We start from the raw sequence: 21,944 nt of genomic DNA, 5'->3' as shown, positions 1-21,944 counted from the left end.
CATTGAAAGGATATGCAATCCTTGTTGATGATAGGGCTGTTGACAACAACATTTCTAAAAATTATCTTGACTCTGAAAAGGGTATTGGTGACAAGGCCATCAACAATACAGAAAACAACATAATCGATAATAATTATAAATACACTTTCAGTGCTAAAATTAACCCTGTTAGTGCGGTTTATTTGGAAATGTCAACTGTTTCCATGTATATCGATAGCGGAACTTCTGTTAAATTCTTCATAGTCCGTAAGAGTGATGGAAATATTAAAGAAATTGGAAATACAACCTCTCGAAATGGTAAGGCCACCATCAATTATAGATGGGATATCTTTGACAAGGATGCTCAATTCTATATTAAGGCAATATGTTCTAAAAGGAATTATTTGACCAGTGAAGTTACTTCTTCATCTACATTTAAAATCAATAAAGGAAATCTTTATATATCAATTGATGACGCATCTGCAATTAAAAATAATAATGTTATTCTCAAGGCTGTTGTTAAAAATAGTCTTGGAGAGGGCATTTCTGGGATAGAGGTGCCGTTTGAGATATATGTTAATGGAAAATGGACTCTTTTGGATAAAGCTACTACTGACGGAAATGGTGTTGCACAAAAATCCACTAAAATATCATATGATAATGGAGATTATTTGATTAGAGCTTATATAAAAGCATTAAATAACATGCCTTTCAACTATCCTGTCAGCAGTAATGAAGCTACCTTATCAATTAACAGTGCAGGCATCAAAGTCAACTTCAACGATGTTTCAGTAGAAAAATCATCCGATGCCACTTTCACTGCCACTGTTACTAATGCTGCAAACAATGGAGTTTCAGGCTTGACAGTTAAGTTTTACAAGCTCAACGATCTCATTGGCAGTGCAGTCACTGATGCAAATGGTGTCGCCACTTTAATAACCAAGATCAATTATGCAATCGGCGACTATGCGATTTCAGCTAATGTGACTGGAGACGGCATTCCTTCAATCAGCAAACAGGCCAATCTGAAAGTCAGTGCGGCTAGTCCGGATGTTAAAATATTCTCTGATGTTTATGCAAACGGTGTTCTAGCTAAGTTTATGGCTGCTAACGGCAATCCTCTTTCCAATAAGAAGATTACATTGAAAATCGGAGAAACAGAATATAGTCTAAAAACTGCTTCAGACGGCACTATCAAAATGCCTAATGTCGGTCATGGCAAATACATAATTGATATTGCATTTGCAGGTGATAGTACGTATAAGGCAAGGAAAATGCTGTATTCGGCTAATGTAATGCCTGCAGTTGCGTAGGTAAATTATCAGTTGTAGCTGATGCGCAGTTAAAATTTAATTCAAAATAAAGGTTTTAACCTTTATTTTATTTTTTTTTCAATTTAACTTTAAAAACTTTTAAATATATTTAATTACTAATTTTAATTGTAGTCAATTTATAATATTTTTTTATCAAATATATTGAACTATTATTTAAATAAATTTATTTAAACTGAGGTGTAACTATTAAACAAAAGTATTTAGTTGTTTCATTGGTAATGCTTTGTTTAATGATATTGTCTGTAGGCGCTACATTCGCTGCTGATGATGTTGCATTAAACGATGCATCTGATGGAATGGCTGGAGGAAGCGATGCTTTAAGCATTGCTGCAGACACTGAAGCTGTCGGTGCAGGCAGTTCAAGTGTGGTAACTGAAGACACTTTCTTTGATTATTTTGATGAAAGCGGTTCATTAAGAGATAATGTAACTGATGATGAATTAATCTTTGAAGGGGATTTCAGTAATTTAGGAATAGGTTATTTGACTATTGAGGATTCAATTAAATTATCCGGTAGTGAAGGCGCTACATTAGGCGGATTTTCTATTATGATTTGTGCAAATGATGTAACTATTGATGGATTTACCATTAATCTTGCTCCTGATATGTATGGAATTAATATTGCTGATGAAATTTCAAACACTCAAATATCCAACAATAAAATTGTTTATACTGCTCTTGAAGGATATGATTCATATGCAATTTATGCAGGTGCAGTTTCTGGTTTGAAAATTCTCAACAACACAATAACCTATGTTGGAAATACTGACGGTACTGTTATTAACAATGCTATTCGTGTACAAGGTTATGATGACAGTGAAAATTACTATGAAGATGTATATTCTGCGGAAAATGTTGTAGTAAGCGGAAATACTTTCGACATTACCCTGCCATCCACTAAGGTTAATTATGATGATTGGCCGGATACTATCTGGTACTCTGATGGTATTGTGTTCTATTTTGTTGACGGTCTTCAATTTGTAAATAACACAGTTACTGTAAATTATGATGGAGTCGCAGGTTCATCTGACACTATCTTTGCTGTTGCTGTAAGAGGCAATGCTTTTGCTGCTTACTATGGTGAACCTGTTCAGTCTAATAATGTTAAGATTTTAGATAACACCATTACTGCCAATGGTCATGGTTATATGTATGCGATTTCCGCTATGGCTGATGATTTAACTGTTAGCGGCAACACCATTACTGCTACTGCTGATGATAATTATGCTAACGGTATTAATATTGAAGGTCCTTCTAACGGTGTTGTTCGTGACAATGTGATTGAAGTTTCAGCTCCAAAAACTGTTTATGGTATTTATACTTCAAACTACAACGGTGCATTGGAAATGCAGTACATTAACAACACTGTCACTGCCGATTCTTATCTTTCTGTAGGTATGGAATTATTTGAAACTGATAGTTCTGTTATTAATAACACTATTAATGCTATGGGTAACTACACTTATGGTATTCTTGCAAGTAGAATTAGTAATCCTCTTCAAATCAAAGGTAATGAAATTACCCTTTACGGTTCTAACACAGGTACTGATCCTTTAGGAGACCCTATCACTTCTTACAATTCAATGGGTATTTCCATTAAAGGACCTGCAGTAATTGAGGACAATACTATTTATTCAAACAATATCGGTCTTAACTTTGTTGAAGAAGCTGGAACTACAGTAAACCACAACACTATTACTGTTGAAGCCAATAATCCTGAGGTATCCAGTTACGCAATTTATGCTAAAGCAGCTCGTGATGACTCTCCTGATGGTATAACTTTCACTAAAAACACCATCAATTTCGTGAGCAATGCTGATACTACTGTAGTCAACAATGCGGTTCGTATTGAAGGTTACGATGCTAATGTAAACAAGACAAGAACTATTAAGAACATTATATTCCAAGATAACACATTTGACATAGACCTTGTTGCTCTTGATGTGGATTATAGTAATTATCCGATTGTTAATTACTTGTCAGATGGAATTGTATTCTATTTGGTTGACGGCATTCAATTTATAAATAACACTGTTGATATAGAATACACTAGCTTTAGCGGTTACGCTGACACTATTTATGGTATTGCTGTAAGAGGTGTCGTTTACATGAATGATGATTGGGAAACATTTTACATCCCATCCAAGAATATTGTGATTAATGATAACACAATTACTGCTGCAGGCCATAATTATATGTACGCGGTTTCCGTATGGGGTGATGAATTAACCATCAGCGGCAATGATATTACTGCTTCCGCTGATACTCATTATGCTAATGCAATCAATGTGGAAAGCCCTTCCAATACTGGAATCGTTTCCAATAACGTGCTTGATGTTTCAGCTCCGGATGCTGTATATGCTATTTATTCTTTCGCATACAACGGTCCGATTGCAGGTGTGACTTATGAAAACAACACTATCACTACTGATGGTTATCTTTCTGCGGGTTATGAAGTAGCTAGTGAAAACGTCACTATTGTTGACAGTACCATCACTGCTATGGGTAACTACACTTATGGTATTGTTGCAAGTGTCAGAGGCGGTGAAGGTACAATTTCCCGTAATGAAATTACCCTTTATGGTAGTAATGTTGGTACTGTATCTACTGGAGATTCCTTAACTCCTAAAAATTCCATGGGTATCAATGTTAAAGGAAATTCAATGATTGCAGACAACGTAATCGAATCCACCGGTTTAGGCATTAATCTTGCTGAAGATGGAATATTTACTTTGGATAAAAATCATATTTATGTCACTGCCGCAGGCGATGTTGTTAACACTGCCGCTATTAATGTACAGTTAAGTGAAGAATCATATGAAGCTGTCGATGCTACAATCATTAACAACCATGTTGAAGCTGACACAGAATATGCAGTTGACATGAAAAATGCAACCGGTGCAGTTCATGACAATTACTTGCTCGCTTCCGATCTTAGAGGAGACGAAGCTGTATCATCAACTGGTGATGCAGATGTTTATGACAACACCCCTCTTCCTTTAACTCCTACTGATCTCGCATTGATTTATGATGAAGATGCTCAAGAAGTTGTTGCTACTTTAACCAATAATGTTACAGGTCAAGCAATCAAAGGTTACACAATACGTATTAAACTTGCTGGAGAAACCTATAAGCTTGTCACTGACGCTAACGGTCAAGTCAGACAATCCACTGCTGATTTAACTCCAGGAACTATTTATACCGTTACTGCTACCTTTAAAGAAACCACTAAATATTCTGCTTCTAAAGCAACTGTAAAAGTTACTGTTGTAGCTGACACAGCACTTGCAATTGCTTATGATGAGCAAACCAAAGAAATGGTTGTTACCTTAACCAACAATGCTACCGGTCAAGCAATTAAAGGTTTCAGTGTAACCGTAAAACTCCACGGTGAATCATACAAACTTGTAACTGACGCTAACGGACAAGTTAGAGTTTCTGCTGCTGACTTAGATCCTGGTGTTATCTACACTGTTTCCGCTACCTTTAAAGCCACTACTAAGTATAATGGTGCTAAAGTAACTGAAAAAGTCCCTATTATGGCAAACACTACCGTTTCAATTTCATATAGTGACGATATAAAAGAATTGGTTGTTACTTTAGAAAATAACAATACCGGTAAGGCTATCAAAGGTTTCACTCTTAGAGTAAATCTTGATGGTGAACTTTACAAACTTGTAACTGATGCTGATGGTCAAGTTAGCATTTCCACTGCGGAATTAGCTCCAGGAAATTACCCAGTTACTGTTGATTTCGTACAAACAACCAAATACTATGGTTCTACTGCATCAACTGAAATTGTGTGTGAAGAAAGAGAAGAATAAAAATATAAACACAAGGAGATTTATCCAATCTCCTAATTTTTTCTTTTTTTAAATTAATTAAAATTAGCCAACTTAATTGGAAAATTAATTCTTAATGTATATGAATTGATTAAGATTATAATTTTTTAAACATCTATTAAAAATTATCAATTTTTACTTAAATCTGGTTTGAGTAATTCCACTAACTATCATTTTAAAATGGTCTTGATTCAAGTATTGTCATACTTTTTTGCTGTGAAAAAACTGAATTTTGGAAAATGATTTTTGATGGCATTTAAAATTAGTGATGGAGGAAAAATAAATCAGCAGCTGCCAATCTATTTCATCGCATCCTTGACTCTGTCAAAGAGTCCTTTTTCAACATGTTTGATTTCATCACCGCTTATTTCGGCAAATTCTTTAAGTAAATCCTTTTGTTTTGAATTTAACTTTTTAGGAACAACTACATTAACTGTAACATACATGTTTCCTCTGTTTGAATGCCTATAGGAGGTCATGCCCTGACCTCTTAATTTATATACAGTTCCGCTTTGTGTTCCCGGTGTAATCTTAAATTCGACTTCCTTTCCCTCGATTGTTGGAATGCTTATCAGGTCTCCCAATGCGGCCTGCGGGAAACTGATTTGCTGTTCGTAGTACAGGTGATCTCCCTCACGGGTGAATTTTTTGTCGCGCTTGATGTGGACTGTAACAATCAAATCCCCTTCAAGGCCAGGTGCTTCACCGCAGTTTCCTTCACCTGAAACCCTTAAGTGGTTGCCTTCGTCAACACCTTCCGGAATTTCAATCTTGATTGTTTTGGTTTTTCTTTTGCTTCCCTTACCATGGCAGTCTTCACATGGTTGGGTAATTATCTTACCGGTACCTCCACATTCACGGCAGGGTCTTACGTTTACCATCTGGCCTAAGAATGTATTGCTGACCTCTTTGATTTGTCCTGTTCCTCCACATGTCCTGCAGGTTTCAGGTTCCACTCCCGGCTTGGATTTGGATCCGTTACATGTAGGACAAATTTCGCTTCTGGTTATTTTGATTTCTTTATCGCATCCGTTAAATGCTTCTTCAAGTGTAATAGGCACTTCTGTGTAAATGTCTGAACCCCTTTGAGGACCGGTTCTGCCTCTGCTGCGACTTCCTCCACCAAAACCGAACATATCAAATATGTTTCCTATATCGAAACCTTGGAAAATGTCTTCAAAGTTGACGTTTTGATAGAAATCTTCTGCAGTAAACCCATCCATTCCTGCATGACCGAACTGATCATATCTTTGACGCTTTTCATCATCGGATAAGACAGCATAAGCTTCACTTACCTCTTTAAATTTTTCTTCAGCGCCTTCTTCATCACAAACGTCCGGATGGTATTTTCTGGCTAATTTACGATAAGCTTTTTTAATTGTCTTTTCATCTGCAGTTTTATCTACTCCAAGAACTTCGTAGTAATCACGCTTGTCTGCCATTTATTCACCTTAATAATGATCATTTAAAAAATAAAATAGAAAAAATAAAAGTTTTATCTTATCGTTAGTTTATTTTTTTGATTCTGATTTCTGATTTTATATTAACCTAACAATTTAATAAAACTTTTTTATTTAATCTAATCTTTTACTTCATAGTCTGCATCAATTGTGTCATCATCGTCGTCTTTAGCACCAGCATTAGGATCTTGGCCTTGAGCTTGTTGAGCTTGAGCCTCAGCTTGTGCTTGTTGGTATATTTTAGCACCAATCTCTTGAACTACATTGGATAATTCATCAGACTTTTCTTTAATGGCAGCAACGTCATCGCCAGCTATAAGTTCTCTTAATTCAGCTACAAGTCCTTCGACTTTAGTTTTTTCATCTTCAGATACTTGGTCTTTGAGTTCATCCAAGGTTTTTTCTGAAGTGTAAATTAATGAGTCTGCGTTGTTTCTGATTTCAATTTCCTCTTGTCTTTTTGCATCCGCTTCGGCGTTCATTTCAGCTTCCTTGATTTTCTGTTCGATTTCTTCATCGGACAGTTTTGTTGAGGAAGTGATGGTAATTGCCTGTTCCTTGCCGGTTCCCTTATCTTTAGCTGTCACGTTGATAATACCGTTTGCGTCAATGTCAAAGGTCACTTCAATTTGAGGGATTCCTCTAGGAGCAGGTGGGATTCCTACAAGCTGGAAACGTCCGAGGGATGTGTTGTCTGCAGCCATTTTTCTTTCCCCTTGCAATACGTTGATGTCTACGGAAGGTTGGTTATCCGCAGCGGTGGAAAAGATTTGGCTTTTCTTGGTAGGAATGGTAGTGTTCCTTTCGATTAAGGTGGTGGATACTCCACCTAAAGTTTCAATACCTAAGGATAATGGAGTTACATCCAAAAGAACAATGTCTTTAATTTCTCCTGCTAATACTCCTCCTTGAATGGCTGCTCCCATGGATACACATTCCATTGGGTCAATACCACGTTCGATTGGTTTTCCTATGAATTTTTCAACATATTTTTGCACGATTGGCATTCTGGTAGGTCCACCAACCAGGATAATTTTATCAATATCACTTTTGCTCATTTTAGCATCGTCTAATGCTTGTTGCATTGGTTTGCCTGATTTTTCTACAATGGAATCAACTAACTCTTCCAATTTGGCTCTTGTAAGAGACATGATTAAGTTTTTAGGGGTTCCGTCAGTTCCCATTGCAATGAACGGCAAGTTGACTTCGGTTGTTGTAGTGGTTGATAACTCGATTTTTGCCTTTTCAGCAGCTTCTCTTAATCTTTGCACTGCTTGGTCGTTGTCCATCAAGTCAACGCCTTCTTTAGCTTTGAAATCATCTGCAAGGTATTTGAGCAATACGTTATCCATATCGGTACCACCAAGCTGGGTGTCACCGCTGGTTGATCTTACTTCGAATACTCCTCCACCGAATTCCATGATGGTTACGTCTAAGGTACCTCCACCTAAATCGTATACCATGATGTTCATATCCTCTTCATCCGCTTTGTCAAGACCGTATGCGAGGCTTGCTGCGGTAGGTTCGTTAACGAGTCTTACAACGTCAAGTCCTGCAATGGTTCCTGCATCCTTGGTTGCGGTCCTTTGGTTGTCGTCGAAGTAAGCAGGTACGGTAATTACAGCTTTTTCAACTGGTTCTCCTAAGAAGGTTTCTGCATCTTTTTTGATTTTTTGCAGGATAAATGCGGAAATTTCCTGTGGAGAGTACTGTTTGCCGTTTACGGTTACCTTGTGGTCGGTACCCATGCTTCTTTTGATTGCACTTATGGTATTTTCAGGGTTGGTTACTGCTTGTCTTCTTGCAGGTTCTCCAACTAACATTTGACCGTCTTCAGTAAAAGCAACATAACTTGGGAAGGATTTACCGTATTGGCTTGCTCCTTCTGCAGAAGGAATTGTGGTTGGTTTACCTCCTACAAGCACGGATGCTGCTGAGTTACTTGTTCCTAAATCAATACCAATAATTTTTTCTTTTTTAGCGTCAGACATAATTATCACCTATTTTTTTTATGAATAATTTAATAAACATGATTATTTTTTACATACAATTACTTTGGAGTATTTGAGGACCTTGTCTTTATACATGTATCCCTTCATCAGTTCATCTATAATATATCCGTTTTCGACATCTTCTGATTCCTGTGTCATCAATGCTTCATGACGGGTAAAGTCGAATTTTTCTCCTTTTGCAGGAATTTCTTCCACGCCTTCTTTGGTCAGTATATCATTAAATTTATTGTAGATGAGTTGTACTCCTTCTTTTAGATCTTTATCATTTTCAATTTCCAAAGCTCTACCGAAATCCTCATAACAGTCGAGAAACTCTTTTATGATGTTTTCATTGGCAAATCTGATAATTTCCTTATTCTGCTTGTCGGTAATTTTTTTGAAATTTTCGAAATCTGCCTGAAGTCTTTGGGATAATGAGATATATTCCTGAGTTTCAGCTTCCTGTTTTTCAAAATCTTCCTTGAGTTTTGTTAACTCCTCATCTTTCAGGGTTAACTCTTCAAGAAGTTCGTCATATTTTTCCTGATTATCTTGAGTTTCAACTTCAGTTTCGCTTTTATTTTCATCAGTCATGGGGCCACCCTTTTCATGTTTTTTGAAAAACTATGGTAATAACTCTTGGCAGAGAATGGTACACTTTAAGTTCTTTAATATTGGCTTTGGGAATTTATGGACATATAGGAAAATGGTTCATCATTTAAGAGTTATTACTTCAAGTTTTTCTGAACCAAATATTAAAGTAACAAAAAGTTATCTTTCTCCTACTATATTATAGTAACAAAAAGTTATATAAAGGTTTCGATATTTTGGTACTTTTTTCTTACAATATGTAATAAAAATACAATACTTTAAATATGGCATATGATATAATGATAATCATGACTAGTAGTAACGACATTGGAAAAAATGATAGAAATCATAGAAATGTCAATTCTTCTAATGGCCACATAGAAATTAGAGGAAACTATGACTCATTGGGAGAGATTGATAAAGAGGATATACTTGATGTAATGGGTTGTAAAACTAGAAGGGATATAATTAACCTTTTAAGGGAAGAGCCGATGTTTGTAAGCGAAATTTCAAACGAGCTGGACATCGGTCAGAAGGCTATCATAGAGCACTTGCGTGCCATGGAAGAGATAGGTATTTTAAACTCTTCCTACAAGAAGATCTTAAGGGGACGCCCTAGAAAATATTATGATTTGCAAAACGAAGTGAATATCCACATCACAATCAACAGAAACACTTTTGACGTAAATCTCTCAGAGGATATGCTCAATACCCTGCAGCTTCCTTCAGGTGACGAATGGTCAAAACTTCTTGATATTGAAAGAAGAATAGATGACGGTCAGCTTGAAGCTATTGACGAGCTGAAAAATCAGATAAGATTATACGGTAACCTCAAGGAAAGGGCTGAATATATACTTGAGAGAACCTTAAAAAACAGATAACTTCGTTGTGTGGTCATTAATACTGATTGTTTGTTAATTCAAACAATTCTCTTTACTTTTTTTTAGATATAATTGCCTGTCCTAGAGAGACTGATCCGTCTCCCGCGCAGGTGTTTTTGTGCTGTATGAAATTATATCCGCTGTTCTCAATATAGTTTTTAACGGTGTCGGTAATGGCTTCGTTGTAGAATACTCCGCCTGTAGCTCCGATATCTGCAACTTTTTTCCTGGATGCTGATTGAATTGCAAGTTCGGAAAGTCCGCTTGCTACTGCAATCTGGCCTGCACGTGCAATGTCTGACTTTTTTTCTCCGTTCCGGTACAGTCTTGTGACTTCCCTTAGTATTTCAGTGGTATTCAATGTATTGCCTTCAATGATGTATGGAATTTCCAAATCATTTGTTGAATGATATGCGCATGATTCAAGCTTCATGGAGCATTCCCCTTCATATGTCCGCTCATCACATATCTCCAGGGCAACGGCAATTGAATCGAGAACCCTTCCGGTACTTGTTGTCTTTCCGACATTGATTCCGGATTCCAGTTGTTTGTAGATGTTTTTGATTTCCATTTCACCATAATTGAAATGATTTGAATAGCTTTTAATCAGGCTTTCGTCTTTAAGGATGCTTGCAAGCATTCTTGCAGGGTATTTGGTTGCCATATCTCCGCCGGGCATTAGCTGGCTTTCCAGATGAGCCATCCTTTCGAAGCTTTTGATGTCTGTGTAGAGAATTTCTCCTCCCCAGCTTGTGCCGTCACTGCCATAACCTACGCCGTCAGCGGCAATAACTACCATCTTCTCAATTGAGCTGTCGTTTGCAAGGGCAACGGAATGTGCATGGTGGTGCTGGATAGGCAGAACCTCCGCGTCATATTCCTTGGCCAGTTCATGCGCCAGACGTGAGGTGAAGAAATGGGGGTGCATATCACATGCAATGACATCAAATTCATTGATTTTAGTGATTCTTTCCATATTTTTAACGGCTGTTTTTAGAAACTCCAATGTTTTAGGTTTGTTTGTATTTCCGATATGCTGTGAAGGATATGCGATATCATCCTTTGCAATTGAGAATGTAACGTCAAGTTCAGGGCCTAAAGCAAGGACATTCAAATCATTGACTTCATAATTGATTTTATACGGTTCTGGAGTATATCCTCTGGAACGTCTGATAAAAGACAGTTCATTGTTTCTAAAACGGATTACTGAATCATCGCATCTGTTTAGGATTTTGCGGTTATGAATCAGGGAATAGTCGTTGACTCCACCAATGATTTCCTCATTTTGAATCATCATCGGTTCGCCAGGAATGTTTGCAGAGGTCATGACGTATGTGTCGATTTCTCCCTCATCAAAAAGCAGATAATGCATTGGAGAGTATGGAAGCATAACTCCGATATTGTGAAGGCCTGGAGACAGTGATTCCGGGAAAGGATAATTGTCTTTTTTCTTCAGGATAACGATAGGCCTTTTGTTTGAGGTTATGGTGTCAATTTCCTTTTCTGACAGCTGCGCATAGTTTTGAACGGATTTCAAATCTTTGCTCATCACGGCAAATGCCTGATTTGGGCGGTTCAGGCGGCTTCTCAATTCCCGAATTGCATCATCATTGTATGCGTCAACGGCCAGATGTGTTCCGCCTATGCCTTTTATTGCAAGGATTTTGCCTTCCTTTAAAACTTCAGCACCCATTCTGATTGGATTTTCACAGTCAATTTTATTTAAGCCGTCATAAAATGCCATTTGAGGTCCGCAGTCTCCGCAGCAGATGGCTTCTCCATGATATCTTCTGTTGAGGGGACGGGTATATTCCACCATACACTCATCACACAGCGGAAACTCATCCATGGATGTTCTTATCCTGTCATATGGAACGCTTTCAATCACGGTAAATCTTGGTCCGCAGTCTGTGCATGCGTTGAAGGGATATTTGTATCGTCTGTCTTGAGGATTTCTGATTTCTTCAAGGCATTTGTCACAGATTGCAATGTCCGGCGGAATCACGCTGATTCCGGAGTAGGAATCTCCGCTTTCAATGATTTCAAAACTTAAATAATTCTTCCTGTCAATGTCTTCCACGCTCATGGAATCTATTTTGGCAATGGGGGGCAGTTCACGAGGAAGTCTTTCAATAAATAAATCAGTATTTTCGCCCTCAATTATGATTTCGACTACATTTCCAAGGTTTCTGACGTATCCTTTTAAATCCAATTCAGATGCAAGTCTGTAGACATATGGTCTAAATCCCACACCCTGAACTATTCCTTGTGTCAAAATCTTTCGGGCTTTCATAAATATATTATTTAAGTTAAATTTTATATAAAATTTTATCCTAATTAATACTATGAAGGATATTCTTGAAAGACTGGCAAATGGGGAACTCAATATTGATGAAGCTGAAAATCTCATAAAGGCAGACAGTATTTTGGAGTTTGACGATGTAGTCAAGTTTGACATTAAAAGAAATGAGCGTACAGGTTTCCCGGAAGCTATATTTTCACCAAGCAAGGATTATGAGGACCTTATTTTGATTATTAAGGGATATCTTGACAATAGTGATGAGGATTTGATAGTGACCAAACTCTCCCATGAAAGATATGAAAAGATTATGGATGATTTGGGTGAAAATTCATACATATTCGATTACAATAAGAGGGCTCAGATTTTAGTCATAAGAAAGGAAATTATAAAAAAGGATCCTGTTGCAAAAATCGGAATCATAACTGCCGGAACTTCAGACATCAGCATTGCCGAAGAGGCAAGAGTCATAGTTGAGGAAGGGGGCTGTGAGGCCATCACATCATATGACATTGGAGTTGCCGGAATTCACAGGCTGTTTCCGCAGATTGCACATATGGTAAAGGAGGGCGTTCGTGCATTTATTGTCTGTGCAGGAATGGAAGGGGCTCTTCCTTCAGTCGTTGCCGGCCTTGTTGACGTGCCGGTAATCGGCGTTCCAACTTCAGTCGGATACGGAGTGGGTGAAGGCGGAAGGGTCGCACTGGATGCAATGCTTCAGTCATGCGCTCCGGGAATTGCCGTTGTCAATATTGACAACGGATTCGGTGCAGGGGTGTTTGCCCTCACTATAGTAAACAGTGATTAACATGAAGTATGAAACTTTCAATCACGAAATACATGACGTTTTTAAGGTGGCCAAACTGGTCTACGATGTCGATTTCAGGACCTTTGACATGCTTTTTAAAAAGCCGGAAGATGCCATAAGAACAATTGAAAAGGATTTGAGAAAAGGAAAAACCGATGACTTTTTCAAGGTTGTTCTTGATGATGGCGGAAACATCATAGGGATATTGATAATCTACACTTCCGAAACATCCCATAAGTTATATTTAAAATCAGTCAAACTTGTGATTGTAGATATTTTGGACAGTTTTGTATTGTGCGACATCGAAAAGGGTGACCTCTATGTTGCAGAAATTGCCATTGATGAGGCCATGAGAGGTCAGGGTTTGGGAAGAAAAGTTTTGCTTGATGTTATCGATTACGCCAAATCCAAAAACTATAAACGTGTCACTTTGGATGCTGATTTTAGAAATGAAGGTGCAAAGGCGCTTTATGAAAGAATAGGTTTTAAGGTATTCAACAAAAAAAGATTGAAAATAGCAAGCTTTGAAAGAGGCATGAGCAATATGGAATTAATCCTTTAAAGGAATTTTCTTTATGGCTTCATGAACCCTTTCACAATTGTTTTTATCTGTAAATTTAAAGAAATCATTAACCCTTTTTGAATATTTTTCTTTGATTGCACAGTCATTTTCAAGGTACTCTATGATTGTGTCAACCAGTTCACCCTCATCTTTGCAGGTTTCTCCAAAGCCCATTGTTTCATAGTTGAAATAGCTTTCTTCAATGTCAAAGTGGTAATCGTTGCCGTATTGGTAATAGACTACCGGTTTTTTCAGATAACCAAAATCAAATGCCACGGATGAATAGTCAGTAATCATTATGGATCCGTTATTGAACAATGTCTGAAATTTTGTTTTTTTATAGTCAATTGTCACATAATCATTTTCATCAAAGAGCTCTATGAAATTGTAAACGTTGGGATGGGGTCTGAAGATGATTTTATAATCATATTCACGCGCTTTTTCAATCAGCTTTTCATTGTTTATCAGACTGTTGAATCTTTTGAAATACTCTGTTTCAAGGATGTATTCGTAGGATTTGTCAGTCAAATCTCTTCTCCAGGAAGGCATGATAATGATTTGTCTTTTGTTTTCTATGTTTTTCAGGTTATCATATCTGGGAAGCCCCTGCAATTGAATGACGTTTCTGTCATAGTTGTAAGGATATTTAAAAGTTGACTCATATTCCTTTGTTGAACTGACCAAAAAGAATGATAAATTAATGATAGACCTGTTTAGCCATGAGGAAATATTGTCCTTGAGGACGCCATGCTGCAGAAATATTGTATTTGATTTTAAAAGTCCTGCAAAAAAAGGATAGCCTCCCCAAAAAGGATATATTATTCCATTGTCGGGATGGGATGTAATTATGTTTTCGACAAACATCCCCAAGAATCTGTGGCGAAGGGATTTGTATGGCAGGACTTTGCCGAATTTTTTGATTTCATCGTAATCTTCAGAGTTCCGGTTCATTATAAAGTATCTTTCAACGCCGTCATTCTGTTTTACTGCATACTTAAAGAGATGCAGACCGTTGTCATCGGACTCATCGGGGCGGTCCATATAAAACCAAATTCTTTTATTCCTTAAAAACGGATATGCAATCATATAAGCTATTCTAAATGGAAGCGCCTTTTCAAAACCGGGGTCATGATTTTTAATCATGCTGATTTCAGATTTGATTTCCTGCAAAATCCAGTTCAGTCGGGTTTTCTTTTTCAAAATGATTTTATCGCCTTTATGGACGCTTATGTAATGTTTGGTTTTTGCGTATCCGACACTTTTTGAAAAGTCGCACGGTCTTGAAAAATCGATTTTCAATTTCTGGTTTTCTGATTTAAATTCAATCACATATTCTTCATTGGTCGATATTGGAATTTTAGCTTCAAATGAATAATCCCGTGCATACATGTGTCCAAGACTATATTTGTCATTTTGAGGAAAGCGTATTTTTTTCAGGGGTATTCTGGCATCGTTGACATAAATACCGATGTCCCGCTTTTCGATGTTGGGAATGTTGCATAGGATATTCAGCTCATCGTTTACAATGTCGTAAACGTCAACGAATACTGTGTCCAGATTTAGTTTTTCAATGGATTCTTCATTCAGCTTGCCGTATTTCAGCATCAACAGGAACATCATGCAGTCGTTTTCAATCAGAATGTTATTTAGGATTGCATCGTCATCGATATGTTCTGTTATTTTCCCGAGCTTGGACAGGTCCAGCTCTTCTTTTGACTTTTCCATTGATGAAATCCATTTAAGCTGGTTTAACAGGCCGTATTGTATGAATTTTGGAATGCATGAAAATCTGTTTTCGCTTTCATCAATTAAGCCATTCAGATTTTCTTCAATAAAATAATCGTATTGTTCTTTGTTAAAGGCAAAATCCTCGGTAGGAAGCAATTTCTCTTCGATGTTTTTCATGTAATAGCTTCCGTCTTTACAGATTCCCAGATTAGGGTTATTAAGCAGAATCTTATTTAAAAAGAGAGAATATTCATTGTAATTGTTTTTAAAGCATTCTCGGATGGATTTTCTTTTAACGTATGTGGCCGGACTTAACAGCTGTGCAGCCTCAGGTTCTTTTAAAAGGTCATATGTGGCGCTGCCTTTAATTTTATAGTCCAGATACCTTTCTTTTCTGTTGTTCTTATAATAATAAATAGGTATTGTTATCAAATCTGCAGTTGGATTTTTTTCACTGAACTTCAAAACGTTTTCCAAGCTGTCTTTTGAAAGGTAGTCATTGTTTTCCAGAAATCCGACATATTTTCCGTTAATGTTTTCGAGCCCCAGATTTTTAGCTATCCCTCCGGTATTTTGGAAAAATCTAATGTTTTCGGGATACAGGCTCTGATATTGCCTACATATCTTTTCAGTATTGTCAATACTGTTGTTGTCTATGATAATTACTTCAATGTTTTCTTTAAAATCAAGTGTCTGATTGATTAATGAATCGAGTGCCTTTTCAAGGCCTAACGATGAATTGTGTGTGGGCAATATGATTGAAAATTCAAATTCATTCAACTTCATTCCCCTTTAATCCTTTCCTTGTTTGTAATCTGGCTGTATTGTTTTGATTATGAAATCCAAATCGGCATTGACTTTGTCCACATTGTCGTATCCGCTCATGTTTATGCAGTATGTGTGGTTACAGACATATGCAAATGAGCTGTATTTGCTTTCATCATTGTCTTTGTAGGCAATTGTGTAGACTTTAATGTCATTCACTGTTCTTGTGGAATTGCTAATGTCATTCACATTCCAGTTTTTGCCCAGTGATTTTAAGGCATTTTCAAATTGCTTCAACGAGGAATCATTTTTTCCCAAATCGCTGATGTTTATCCTTTCGGGAGTATTTTTATTGTACAGTTCAGCCACCTTGTCGGTTGTTTCTCCAACTGAAAAGCCATTCGGCAGTGTTACGATTGTTTTGCTGAAGCTTGTAATTGCACTTCCTATAGTATTGGAGTTTGATGCAGTATAATACATGCAGCCAGTTCCTATTATCAATATAATTATGATTCCAATAACTCGTTTATCCATAATAAAACCTTTTCATTTCTTTTTACTGTGTTCAACATAGGCTTCAATGACCTTTTCGGTTTCTCCTTCCATCACTACCTTTCCGTTTTCAAGCCAGACACATTTGTCACAAATCTCTTTGATGTCTCTGAGTGCGTGTGAAACGAAAAGAACTGTAGCTCCATCCCTCATCATCTGCTTGAGCTTTTCGGAACTTTTCTTTTTGAATTTGATGTCTCCCACAGACAGAATTTCGTCAATAATCAGGATATCCGGATTTACCACAGTCGCGATTGAAAAACCTAATTTGGACTGCATACCCTTTGAGTAGTTTTTAACTGGATAGTTGATAAACTCTCCAAGCTCGGAAAACTCGACGATTTCATCATATTTCTCATTGATGAACTTCTCATCCATACTCAAAAAGGCACCGTTCAGATAGATGTTGTTCTTTCCGGTGTAGTTCTTGTCAAATCCTGCACTGAGCTCAAGCAACGGTGCAATTTTGCCGTTGATTGTAATTGATCCTTCTGTAGGCTCGTAGATTCCCGCAATGATTCTTAAAAGTGTACTTTTCCCGGCTCCATTGAACCCGAGGATACCGACTCTTTCACCTTTGTAAACCTTAAATGAAACGCCGTCAAGAACTCTGATTTTCCTTTTTTCCTTTTTGTTTCTTTTGATGGTTCTGATGACATATTCCTTGAGGGTATCAATTTTATCCTTTGTGACTTTGAATTCCATTACCAAATCCTTTACTTCGATTGCGATTTCATTGTCCTCTGCAGGCAATACAGGCACTTCTTTTCTTCCGAAAAATATTAAAAGCTTATCGATTATTTTCATGATTATTACCCACTTAAATTTCCAATGATAATTTCTTATCGTAAATGTTGAACAACAGAATTCCTACTCCAAATACCGTAAATGAGAATGCCGCCAGGTAGTACAATGAACTTGCTGTCGGCGCAATTCCATACAGGACACATTCCCTAAAACAGGAAATTGCAGAATACACAGGGTTTAATGTGAATATCATCTGGACCTGTGCAGGCACGATTTCCATCGGATAAAACAATGCGGATGAATACATTAAAACTAATGTGAATACATTGTACAGATATCCGATATCTGAGAAATAAGTGTTGAAAACCGCTAACATCAGCCCCACTCCGAATATCAATATGAACAGCAGCGCTATCGGGAAAATCGCATATATGAAGGTCAGGTGGAATTGTGCGCCGGTAATCAGCATAACTCCAAATAGAATTACAAATGAAATCAGGAAGTTTACAAATTCATAACAGATTGCACTTATTGAGAACATATATTTGGGAACATAAATCTTTTTTAGAATGTATGCATTGCTTTTAAGAGATCTCATTGCTCCCTTTGTAGCGTTATTATAAAAATCAAATATCAATCTTCCGGACAGGAAGTAAACGGGATAATTTTCAATGGCTCTGCCGAAGAGCATTGAAAAGATTGCTGTAAACACTAACATAATCAGGAGGGGGTTGAAAAAACTCCAGAGGATACCTAAAACGGAGTCCTTATATTTTGAAGTCAAATCCCTTTTCACTAATTGCTTCAGCAAAAATTTCATTTCCGAGAATGTATCAAACATATTGTTCCCCAATAAACTTATTTTCTTCTGTTTTCAAATTCGTCAAATATTTCGTCTATTTCAATACCTTTGTAAACTAATAACAATAATGTGTGAAATATAAGGTCTACAGATTCATATACCAGGTTTTCATCATTTTTGGATGCAATCAAAACCTCTCCGGCTTCTTCAGCTATTTTTTCAAGAATTTTGTCTTCAGCTTTTTTGTCGCTGTCTTTCATGATGTTTGAGGTGTATGAATCAATTGGGCTGTCCCTTCTGGACTCTAAAACCTCATATACTTCACGTATTATTTTATCATCAGCCACAGTTAATCACCCTTTGATGCTTGATCTTGAATGCTTTCGGTAAGGGCGATTAATGGGTGCTTGTCATCATCAATAATTTCAATATCGTCAAAGGTTCTGATTCCAGCCTTGTCTGCGGTTTTTTCCATACCTAATTTGATGTCCTGGCCTAAATCAACGACATATGAATCGACGGTTTCATAACCTCTCTGTTTTGAGGCTACTGCCCTGTGGTGGCCGTCAACCAAAATCCATCTGTCTCCGGTTTTAACCACAATTGCAGGTTCTGCCAAACCTTTTTCCAATTCATATGCTCTTCCTTCAAGTTCATCAGCATAAACCCTGTCCTGTGTAGGTCTCAATTTATCAGTTTCAACAGGCATGTGTTTTAAAGTGGTTTTGATTCCATATAACTGTTCCATTGTTTTTTTGAAATATTCCACCTTATTTGGAGTTGACCTTTCAATGTGTGACCTTACCATATCGGTATTTGTAATAATTCCAACTAGCACTCCCTCCTTATCGACAACAGGCATCCTTGAAATTCCTCTTCTAAACATTACTCTGGAAGCATCATTGATAGGCAATTCCTGATTTGCAACAACCAGCTGTGTACTCATAAGGCCTTCAACGGTGTCTGCCCATTCTTTTGACACGATATCGAATGCTGTTATCATACCTACCAATTTATTGTCCTTAACCACCGGATAACTGTTGTGACGACTTTCTCTCATTAATCCGATAACTTCTTCAGTTGTGGTATTTGGAGAAACGCTAATAACATTTTCTGTCATATAATCCTTTACAAGAGTCTTTTTCTCAGACATTTTCCCACCTTATTCAATATTTTCCCTTAATAATTTAACAGTTTCACCAGGGTCAGCTTTTCCGCGGGTCAATCTCATTACCTGTCCAACTAAGAAGTTTATTGATGCTTTCTGACCGGATAAGTAATCTTCAACGGCTTTTGGATTTTCATCAATTGCCTGTTTTACGGCTGCCAGCACTTCATCATCTTTTACAACACCGAGCAAACCTAGCTCTTCTGCGATAGCTTTAGGTGATTTGTCGTTATTTGGCATTTGCTCAACAATTCTCTGACCTGCTTTGGCGGTGATTTCTTTTGCCTGCAACATATTTAGGAATTCAACTATGTCGTCCACGGTAATTCCGCTGTCTGCAAAGTCCAATTTGTTGTAGGATAAGACCCTTTTAAGTTCATCTCTCATCCATTTTGAAGCGAATTTAGGATCAACCTCTTTGGCTACCTCTTCATAGGCAATGGCCAGGTCAAGTTCTGATGTCAATACTTTTGCAGATTCCTCATCGATGCCATATTCCTCAACAAATCTTTTCACTTTGTTGTGCGGAGCTTCAGGCATGGTTTCTAAAACTCTTTGGATTGTTTCGTCACTTATTTTCATTGGCGGCAAATCAGGGTCGGTAATGAATCTGTAATCGTCAGCATCCTCTTTCAATCTCATTGCAACGGTAATCATTTGGGATTCAAGGTATGCACGGGTTTCCTGTTTAACTTCAACTCCCCTTTTCATGAGATTTTTTTGTCTTACAAGTTCGAATTTCAATGCCTTGTAAGCGCCTTTGATGGAGTTCACGTTTTTCATCTCCACCCTGTTTCCTCCGTTGATGGAAATGTTTACGTCAGCCCTCATGGTACCTTCACCACGTGCCCCTCCGCTGTACTGTAGAACACGAATTAGCTCTTTTAGGAAGTTCCTTGCTTCTTCAGGAGATTTGATGTCCGGTTCGGTAACAATCTCAACCAATGGGATTCCTGAACGGTTGAAGTTAACAAAACCTCTGTCAGGGTTGTATTGTCCAGGGTCTTCTTCGGCGTGAATTTCCCTGATTCTAATTCCGTTCAATTCACCGTTGATTCCGATAGGAACTGAGGTTCTCTGATAACCTGACGGCAAATCAGGATAATCATAATGTTTTCTCATGAAGTAAATTACGTCTTGATCAATTTCACAGTTAAGCATTAAAGCTATCATCAATGCATTTTCTAAAGCTTTTTCATTTGTTGGATGTGGTTTTGCACCCGGCTGGTTTAAACAAACAGGACAGATGTTTGTATTTGCAGGTGCGTCCTGATAATTTGTAGGACAATCACAGAATAATTTTGATTCGGTTTCTAATTGTACGTGGATTTCAAGTCCACACATCATATCGACATCGTCACTAATAATAATTCCTCCAATTAGGATAATTTTTTAATAATTTATATTATATTTATATTTATTACATTAGATTTATAAAGATTTTTAAAAAAAGGGTTTTTGTTACAGTATGGATGGATTATTCAAAAAAATGTCACTGGTACTTATTTTTTAGAGATTCCTTGACATATCTTTTTATGAATTTATCCAGTTCCGGTGAAATTTCACTTTTTTGAGGGCCCAATTGATTTTTATCGGTAAATGTTCCTTTAAGATTTCGTCCGGCCCATTTTACTTCCTCTTCAACACGTTTTCCGTATTTTGTTCCAAACATTTTAAACAGCGGGAACTTTGTTATGCCGTTTGCTCCGCTTAAAATCAGTATTCCGATGTTTGCCAAATTATCTATCCAGGTTCCGCAGATGATTTCAATGTCCGGAAATGCCAGTCTGACTTGTGACACGACCTGCGCGTAGTAAAGGGAGGCGGGTTGTGATGAATTTGCATAAATGGTTTCCTTATGGGGATTCAATGAATAAAAGATTACTCTGTCGATTTTGTAATCTTTTATGTAGTCTATAATGTAGTTCACATCATCCAGAGTTTCGCCAAGGCCCAATATTATTGTAATGGCCTTTTTAAATCCGTAATCTCCGGCAGCATCAAGCATGCTGCTTATGTCCTCCAGCTTTTTGGAGGGACATACCCTTTCATGTATTTCGGGGTTGGCAACTTCAACTGCGCCGGTAATTCCTTTTATTTCATCGCCGTATTGATTCAATTCATCGGTGATTCCGGTATTCAACCAAACTCCGTCCCCAGTAATTTTTTTGATATTTTCAGCTATTTGCTTGATTTCCCCGGTGGTGAATGATTCATATCCTCCTGATAAAAATTCTATATTCCAGTCAAGACGTTTGCACATTTCAGCTTCTGCATAGATGTTGCTTATGTTGCGTCTGGCCTTTTTTGGATCTTTTATTTTGTTTTTTTGTGTAGACATGTAACAAAATGCGCAATCTCCTTTGTCGCACCACCATGAGAGAAATACTGCACGCTCAAGAGTAATCAAATCTCCATGATGCTTTAATGTGGTC

At 37.4% G+C, this 21,944-nt stretch carries 17 protein-coding genes; 5 read left to right on the top strand and 12 right to left on the bottom strand.

Features of this window, described 5'->3' with window-relative positions; all coding sequences use genetic code 11:
* Together ACJMLZ_RS05080 and ACJMLZ_RS05075 are read left to right on the top strand one after the other, a co-directional pair.
* A partial coding sequence (locus tag ACJMLZ_RS05080; RefSeq protein WP_405304274.1) for an Ig-like domain-containing protein occupies positions 1-1,292 on the top strand: 1,292 nt, incomplete at its 5' end.
* A 239-nt stretch (positions 1,293-1,531) separates the two neighbouring features.
* Positions 1,532-5,137 (top strand): hypothetical protein, encoded by a 3,606-nt coding sequence (locus tag ACJMLZ_RS05075; protein ID WP_405304273.1) that lies wholly within the window; start codon positions 1,532-1,534, stop codon positions 5,135-5,137.
* A 317-nt stretch (positions 5,138-5,454) separates the two neighbouring features.
* Here ACJMLZ_RS05075 and dnaJ read toward each other — a convergent pair whose 3' ends face one another.
* The 3 genes from dnaJ to ACJMLZ_RS05060 form a co-directional block, all read right to left on the bottom strand.
* The gene (gene dnaJ / locus ACJMLZ_RS05070; protein WP_405304272.1) at positions 5,455-6,597 is read right to left on the bottom strand and encodes a molecular chaperone DnaJ; all 1,143 of its coding nucleotides are present in this window, start codon (positions 6,595-6,597) and stop codon (positions 5,455-5,457) included.
* A gap of 137 nt (positions 6,598-6,734) precedes the next feature.
* Positions 6,735-8,606 (bottom strand): molecular chaperone DnaK, encoded by a 1,872-nt coding sequence (dnaK, locus tag ACJMLZ_RS05065; protein ID WP_405304271.1) that lies wholly within the window; start codon positions 8,604-8,606, stop codon positions 6,735-6,737.
* Positions 8,607-8,648: 42 nt separating this feature from the next.
* Positions 8,649-9,200, bottom strand: a complete 552-nt coding sequence (locus ACJMLZ_RS05060) for a nucleotide exchange factor GrpE (RefSeq protein ID WP_405304270.1) — start codon at positions 9,198-9,200, stop codon at positions 8,649-8,651.
* 305 nt (positions 9,201-9,505) lie between these two features.
* On the opposite strand from ACJMLZ_RS05060, the gene ACJMLZ_RS05055 reads away from it, so the two are divergent.
* The gene (locus tag ACJMLZ_RS05055; RefSeq protein ID WP_405304269.1) at positions 9,506-10,078 is read left to right on the top strand and encodes an ArsR/SmtB family transcription factor; all 573 of its coding nucleotides are present in this window, start codon (positions 9,506-9,508) and stop codon (positions 10,076-10,078) included.
* Between the two features lie 52 nt (positions 10,079-10,130).
* Here ACJMLZ_RS05055 and hypF read toward each other — a convergent pair whose 3' ends face one another.
* Entirely contained in the window at positions 10,131-12,371 is a 2,241-nt protein-coding gene (gene hypF, locus ACJMLZ_RS05050) for a carbamoyltransferase HypF (protein ID WP_405304268.1), read from the bottom strand.
* A gap of 52 nt (positions 12,372-12,423) precedes the next feature.
* Here hypF and larB point away from each other — a divergent pair, with 52 nt between their 5' ends.
* Together larB and ACJMLZ_RS05040 are read left to right on the top strand one after the other, a co-directional pair.
* Positions 12,424-13,185 (top strand): nickel pincer cofactor biosynthesis protein LarB, encoded by a 762-nt coding sequence (larB, locus tag ACJMLZ_RS05045; RefSeq protein ID WP_405304267.1) that lies wholly within the window; start codon positions 12,424-12,426, stop codon positions 13,183-13,185.
* A gap of 1 nt (position 13,186) precedes the next feature.
* Positions 13,187-13,747, top strand: coding sequence for a GNAT family N-acetyltransferase (locus ACJMLZ_RS05040; RefSeq protein WP_405304266.1), 561 nt, complete (start codon positions 13,187-13,189; stop codon positions 13,745-13,747).
* On the opposite strand, the gene ACJMLZ_RS05035 is transcribed toward ACJMLZ_RS05040, so the two are convergent.
* The 8 genes from ACJMLZ_RS05035 to ACJMLZ_RS05000 form a co-directional block, all read right to left on the bottom strand.
* Positions 13,736-16,255: a CDP-glycerol:glycerophosphate glycerophosphotransferase gene (locus ACJMLZ_RS05035; protein ID WP_405304265.1), complete on the bottom strand. Its 2,520-nt coding sequence runs from the start codon at positions 16,253-16,255 to the stop codon at positions 13,736-13,738. The two genes, ACJMLZ_RS05040 and ACJMLZ_RS05035, sit on opposite strands and share 12 nt — an antisense overlap.
* Positions 16,256-16,267: 12 nt before the next feature.
* The gene (locus ACJMLZ_RS05030; RefSeq protein WP_405304264.1) at positions 16,268-16,774 is read right to left on the bottom strand and encodes a hypothetical protein; all 507 of its coding nucleotides are present in this window, start codon (positions 16,772-16,774) and stop codon (positions 16,268-16,270) included.
* A 12-nt stretch (positions 16,775-16,786) separates the two neighbouring features.
* Positions 16,787-17,599, bottom strand: a complete 813-nt coding sequence (locus tag ACJMLZ_RS05025) for an ABC transporter ATP-binding protein (protein ID WP_405304263.1) — start codon at positions 17,597-17,599, stop codon at positions 16,787-16,789.
* Positions 17,600-17,612: 13 nt separating this feature from the next.
* Positions 17,613-18,380, bottom strand: coding sequence for an ABC transporter permease (locus ACJMLZ_RS05020; RefSeq protein ID WP_405304262.1), 768 nt, complete (start codon positions 18,378-18,380; stop codon positions 17,613-17,615).
* 17 nt (positions 18,381-18,397) lie between these two features.
* Positions 18,398-18,688 carry a phosphoribosyl-ATP diphosphatase gene (gene hisE, locus ACJMLZ_RS05015; protein ID WP_405304261.1) on the bottom strand — a complete coding sequence of 97 codons (291 nt, stop codon included), beginning with the start codon at positions 18,686-18,688 and terminating at the stop codon, positions 18,398-18,400.
* Positions 18,689-18,690: 2 nt separating this feature from the next.
* Complete coding sequence (locus tag ACJMLZ_RS05010; protein ID WP_405304260.1) at positions 18,691-19,494, bottom strand: CBS domain-containing ParB/RepB/Spo0J family partition protein; 804 nt, start codon at positions 19,492-19,494, stop codon at positions 18,691-18,693.
* Positions 19,495-19,503: 9 nt separating this feature from the next.
* Entirely contained in the window at positions 19,504-20,856 is a 1,353-nt protein-coding gene (gatB, locus tag ACJMLZ_RS05005; RefSeq protein WP_405304259.1) for an Asp-tRNA(Asn)/Glu-tRNA(Gln) amidotransferase subunit GatB, read from the bottom strand.
* A 145-nt stretch (positions 20,857-21,001) separates the two neighbouring features.
* A partial coding sequence (locus ACJMLZ_RS05000) for a radical SAM protein (RefSeq protein WP_405304258.1) occupies positions 21,002-21,944 on the bottom strand: 943 nt, incomplete at its 5' end.

Source organism: Methanobrevibacter sp. (assembly GCF_045126245.1).
Classification (GTDB): domain Archaea; phylum Methanobacteriota; class Methanobacteria; order Methanobacteriales; family Methanobacteriaceae; genus Methanocatella.
This window is presented reverse-complemented; position numbering and strand designations above follow the sequence as displayed.

Bases quoted from the DNA above. Each gene is read 5' to 3' on its own strand.
- ACJMLZ_RS05075 (WP_405304273.1), top strand. From the start codon at position 1,532: ATGCTTTGTTTAATGATATTGTCTGTAGGCGCTACATTCGCTGCTGAT.
- dnaJ (WP_405304272.1), bottom strand. From the start codon at position 6,597: ATGGCAGACAAGCGTGATTACTACGAAGTTCTTGGAGTAGATAAAACT.
- dnaK (WP_405304271.1), bottom strand. From the start codon at position 8,606: ATGTCTGACGCTAAAAAAGAAAAAATTATTGGTATTGATTTAGGAACA.
- ACJMLZ_RS05060 (WP_405304270.1), bottom strand. From the start codon at position 9,200: ATGACTGATGAAAATAAAAGCGAAACTGAAGTTGAAACTCAAGATAAT.
- ACJMLZ_RS05055 (WP_405304269.1), top strand. From the start codon at position 9,506: ATGACTAGTAGTAACGACATTGGAAAAAATGATAGAAATCATAGAAAT.
- hypF (WP_405304268.1), bottom strand. From the start codon at position 12,371: ATGAAAGCCCGAAAGATTTTGACACAAGGAATAGTTCAGGGTGTGGGA.
- larB (WP_405304267.1), top strand. From the start codon at position 12,424: ATGAAGGATATTCTTGAAAGACTGGCAAATGGGGAACTCAATATTGAT.
- ACJMLZ_RS05040 (WP_405304266.1), top strand. From the start codon at position 13,187: ATGAAGTATGAAACTTTCAATCACGAAATACATGACGTTTTTAAGGTG.
- ACJMLZ_RS05030 (WP_405304264.1), bottom strand. From the start codon at position 16,774: ATGGATAAACGAGTTATTGGAATCATAATTATATTGATAATAGGAACT.
- ACJMLZ_RS05025 (WP_405304263.1), bottom strand. From the start codon at position 17,599: ATGAAAATAATCGATAAGCTTTTAATATTTTTCGGAAGAAAAGAAGTG.
- ACJMLZ_RS05020 (WP_405304262.1), bottom strand. From the start codon at position 18,380: ATGTTTGATACATTCTCGGAAATGAAATTTTTGCTGAAGCAATTAGTG.
- ACJMLZ_RS05010 (WP_405304260.1), bottom strand. From the start codon at position 19,494: ATGTCTGAGAAAAAGACTCTTGTAAAGGATTATATGACAGAAAATGTT.
- gatB (WP_405304259.1), bottom strand. From the start codon at position 20,856: ATGATGTGTGGACTTGAAATCCACGTACAATTAGAAACCGAATCAAAA.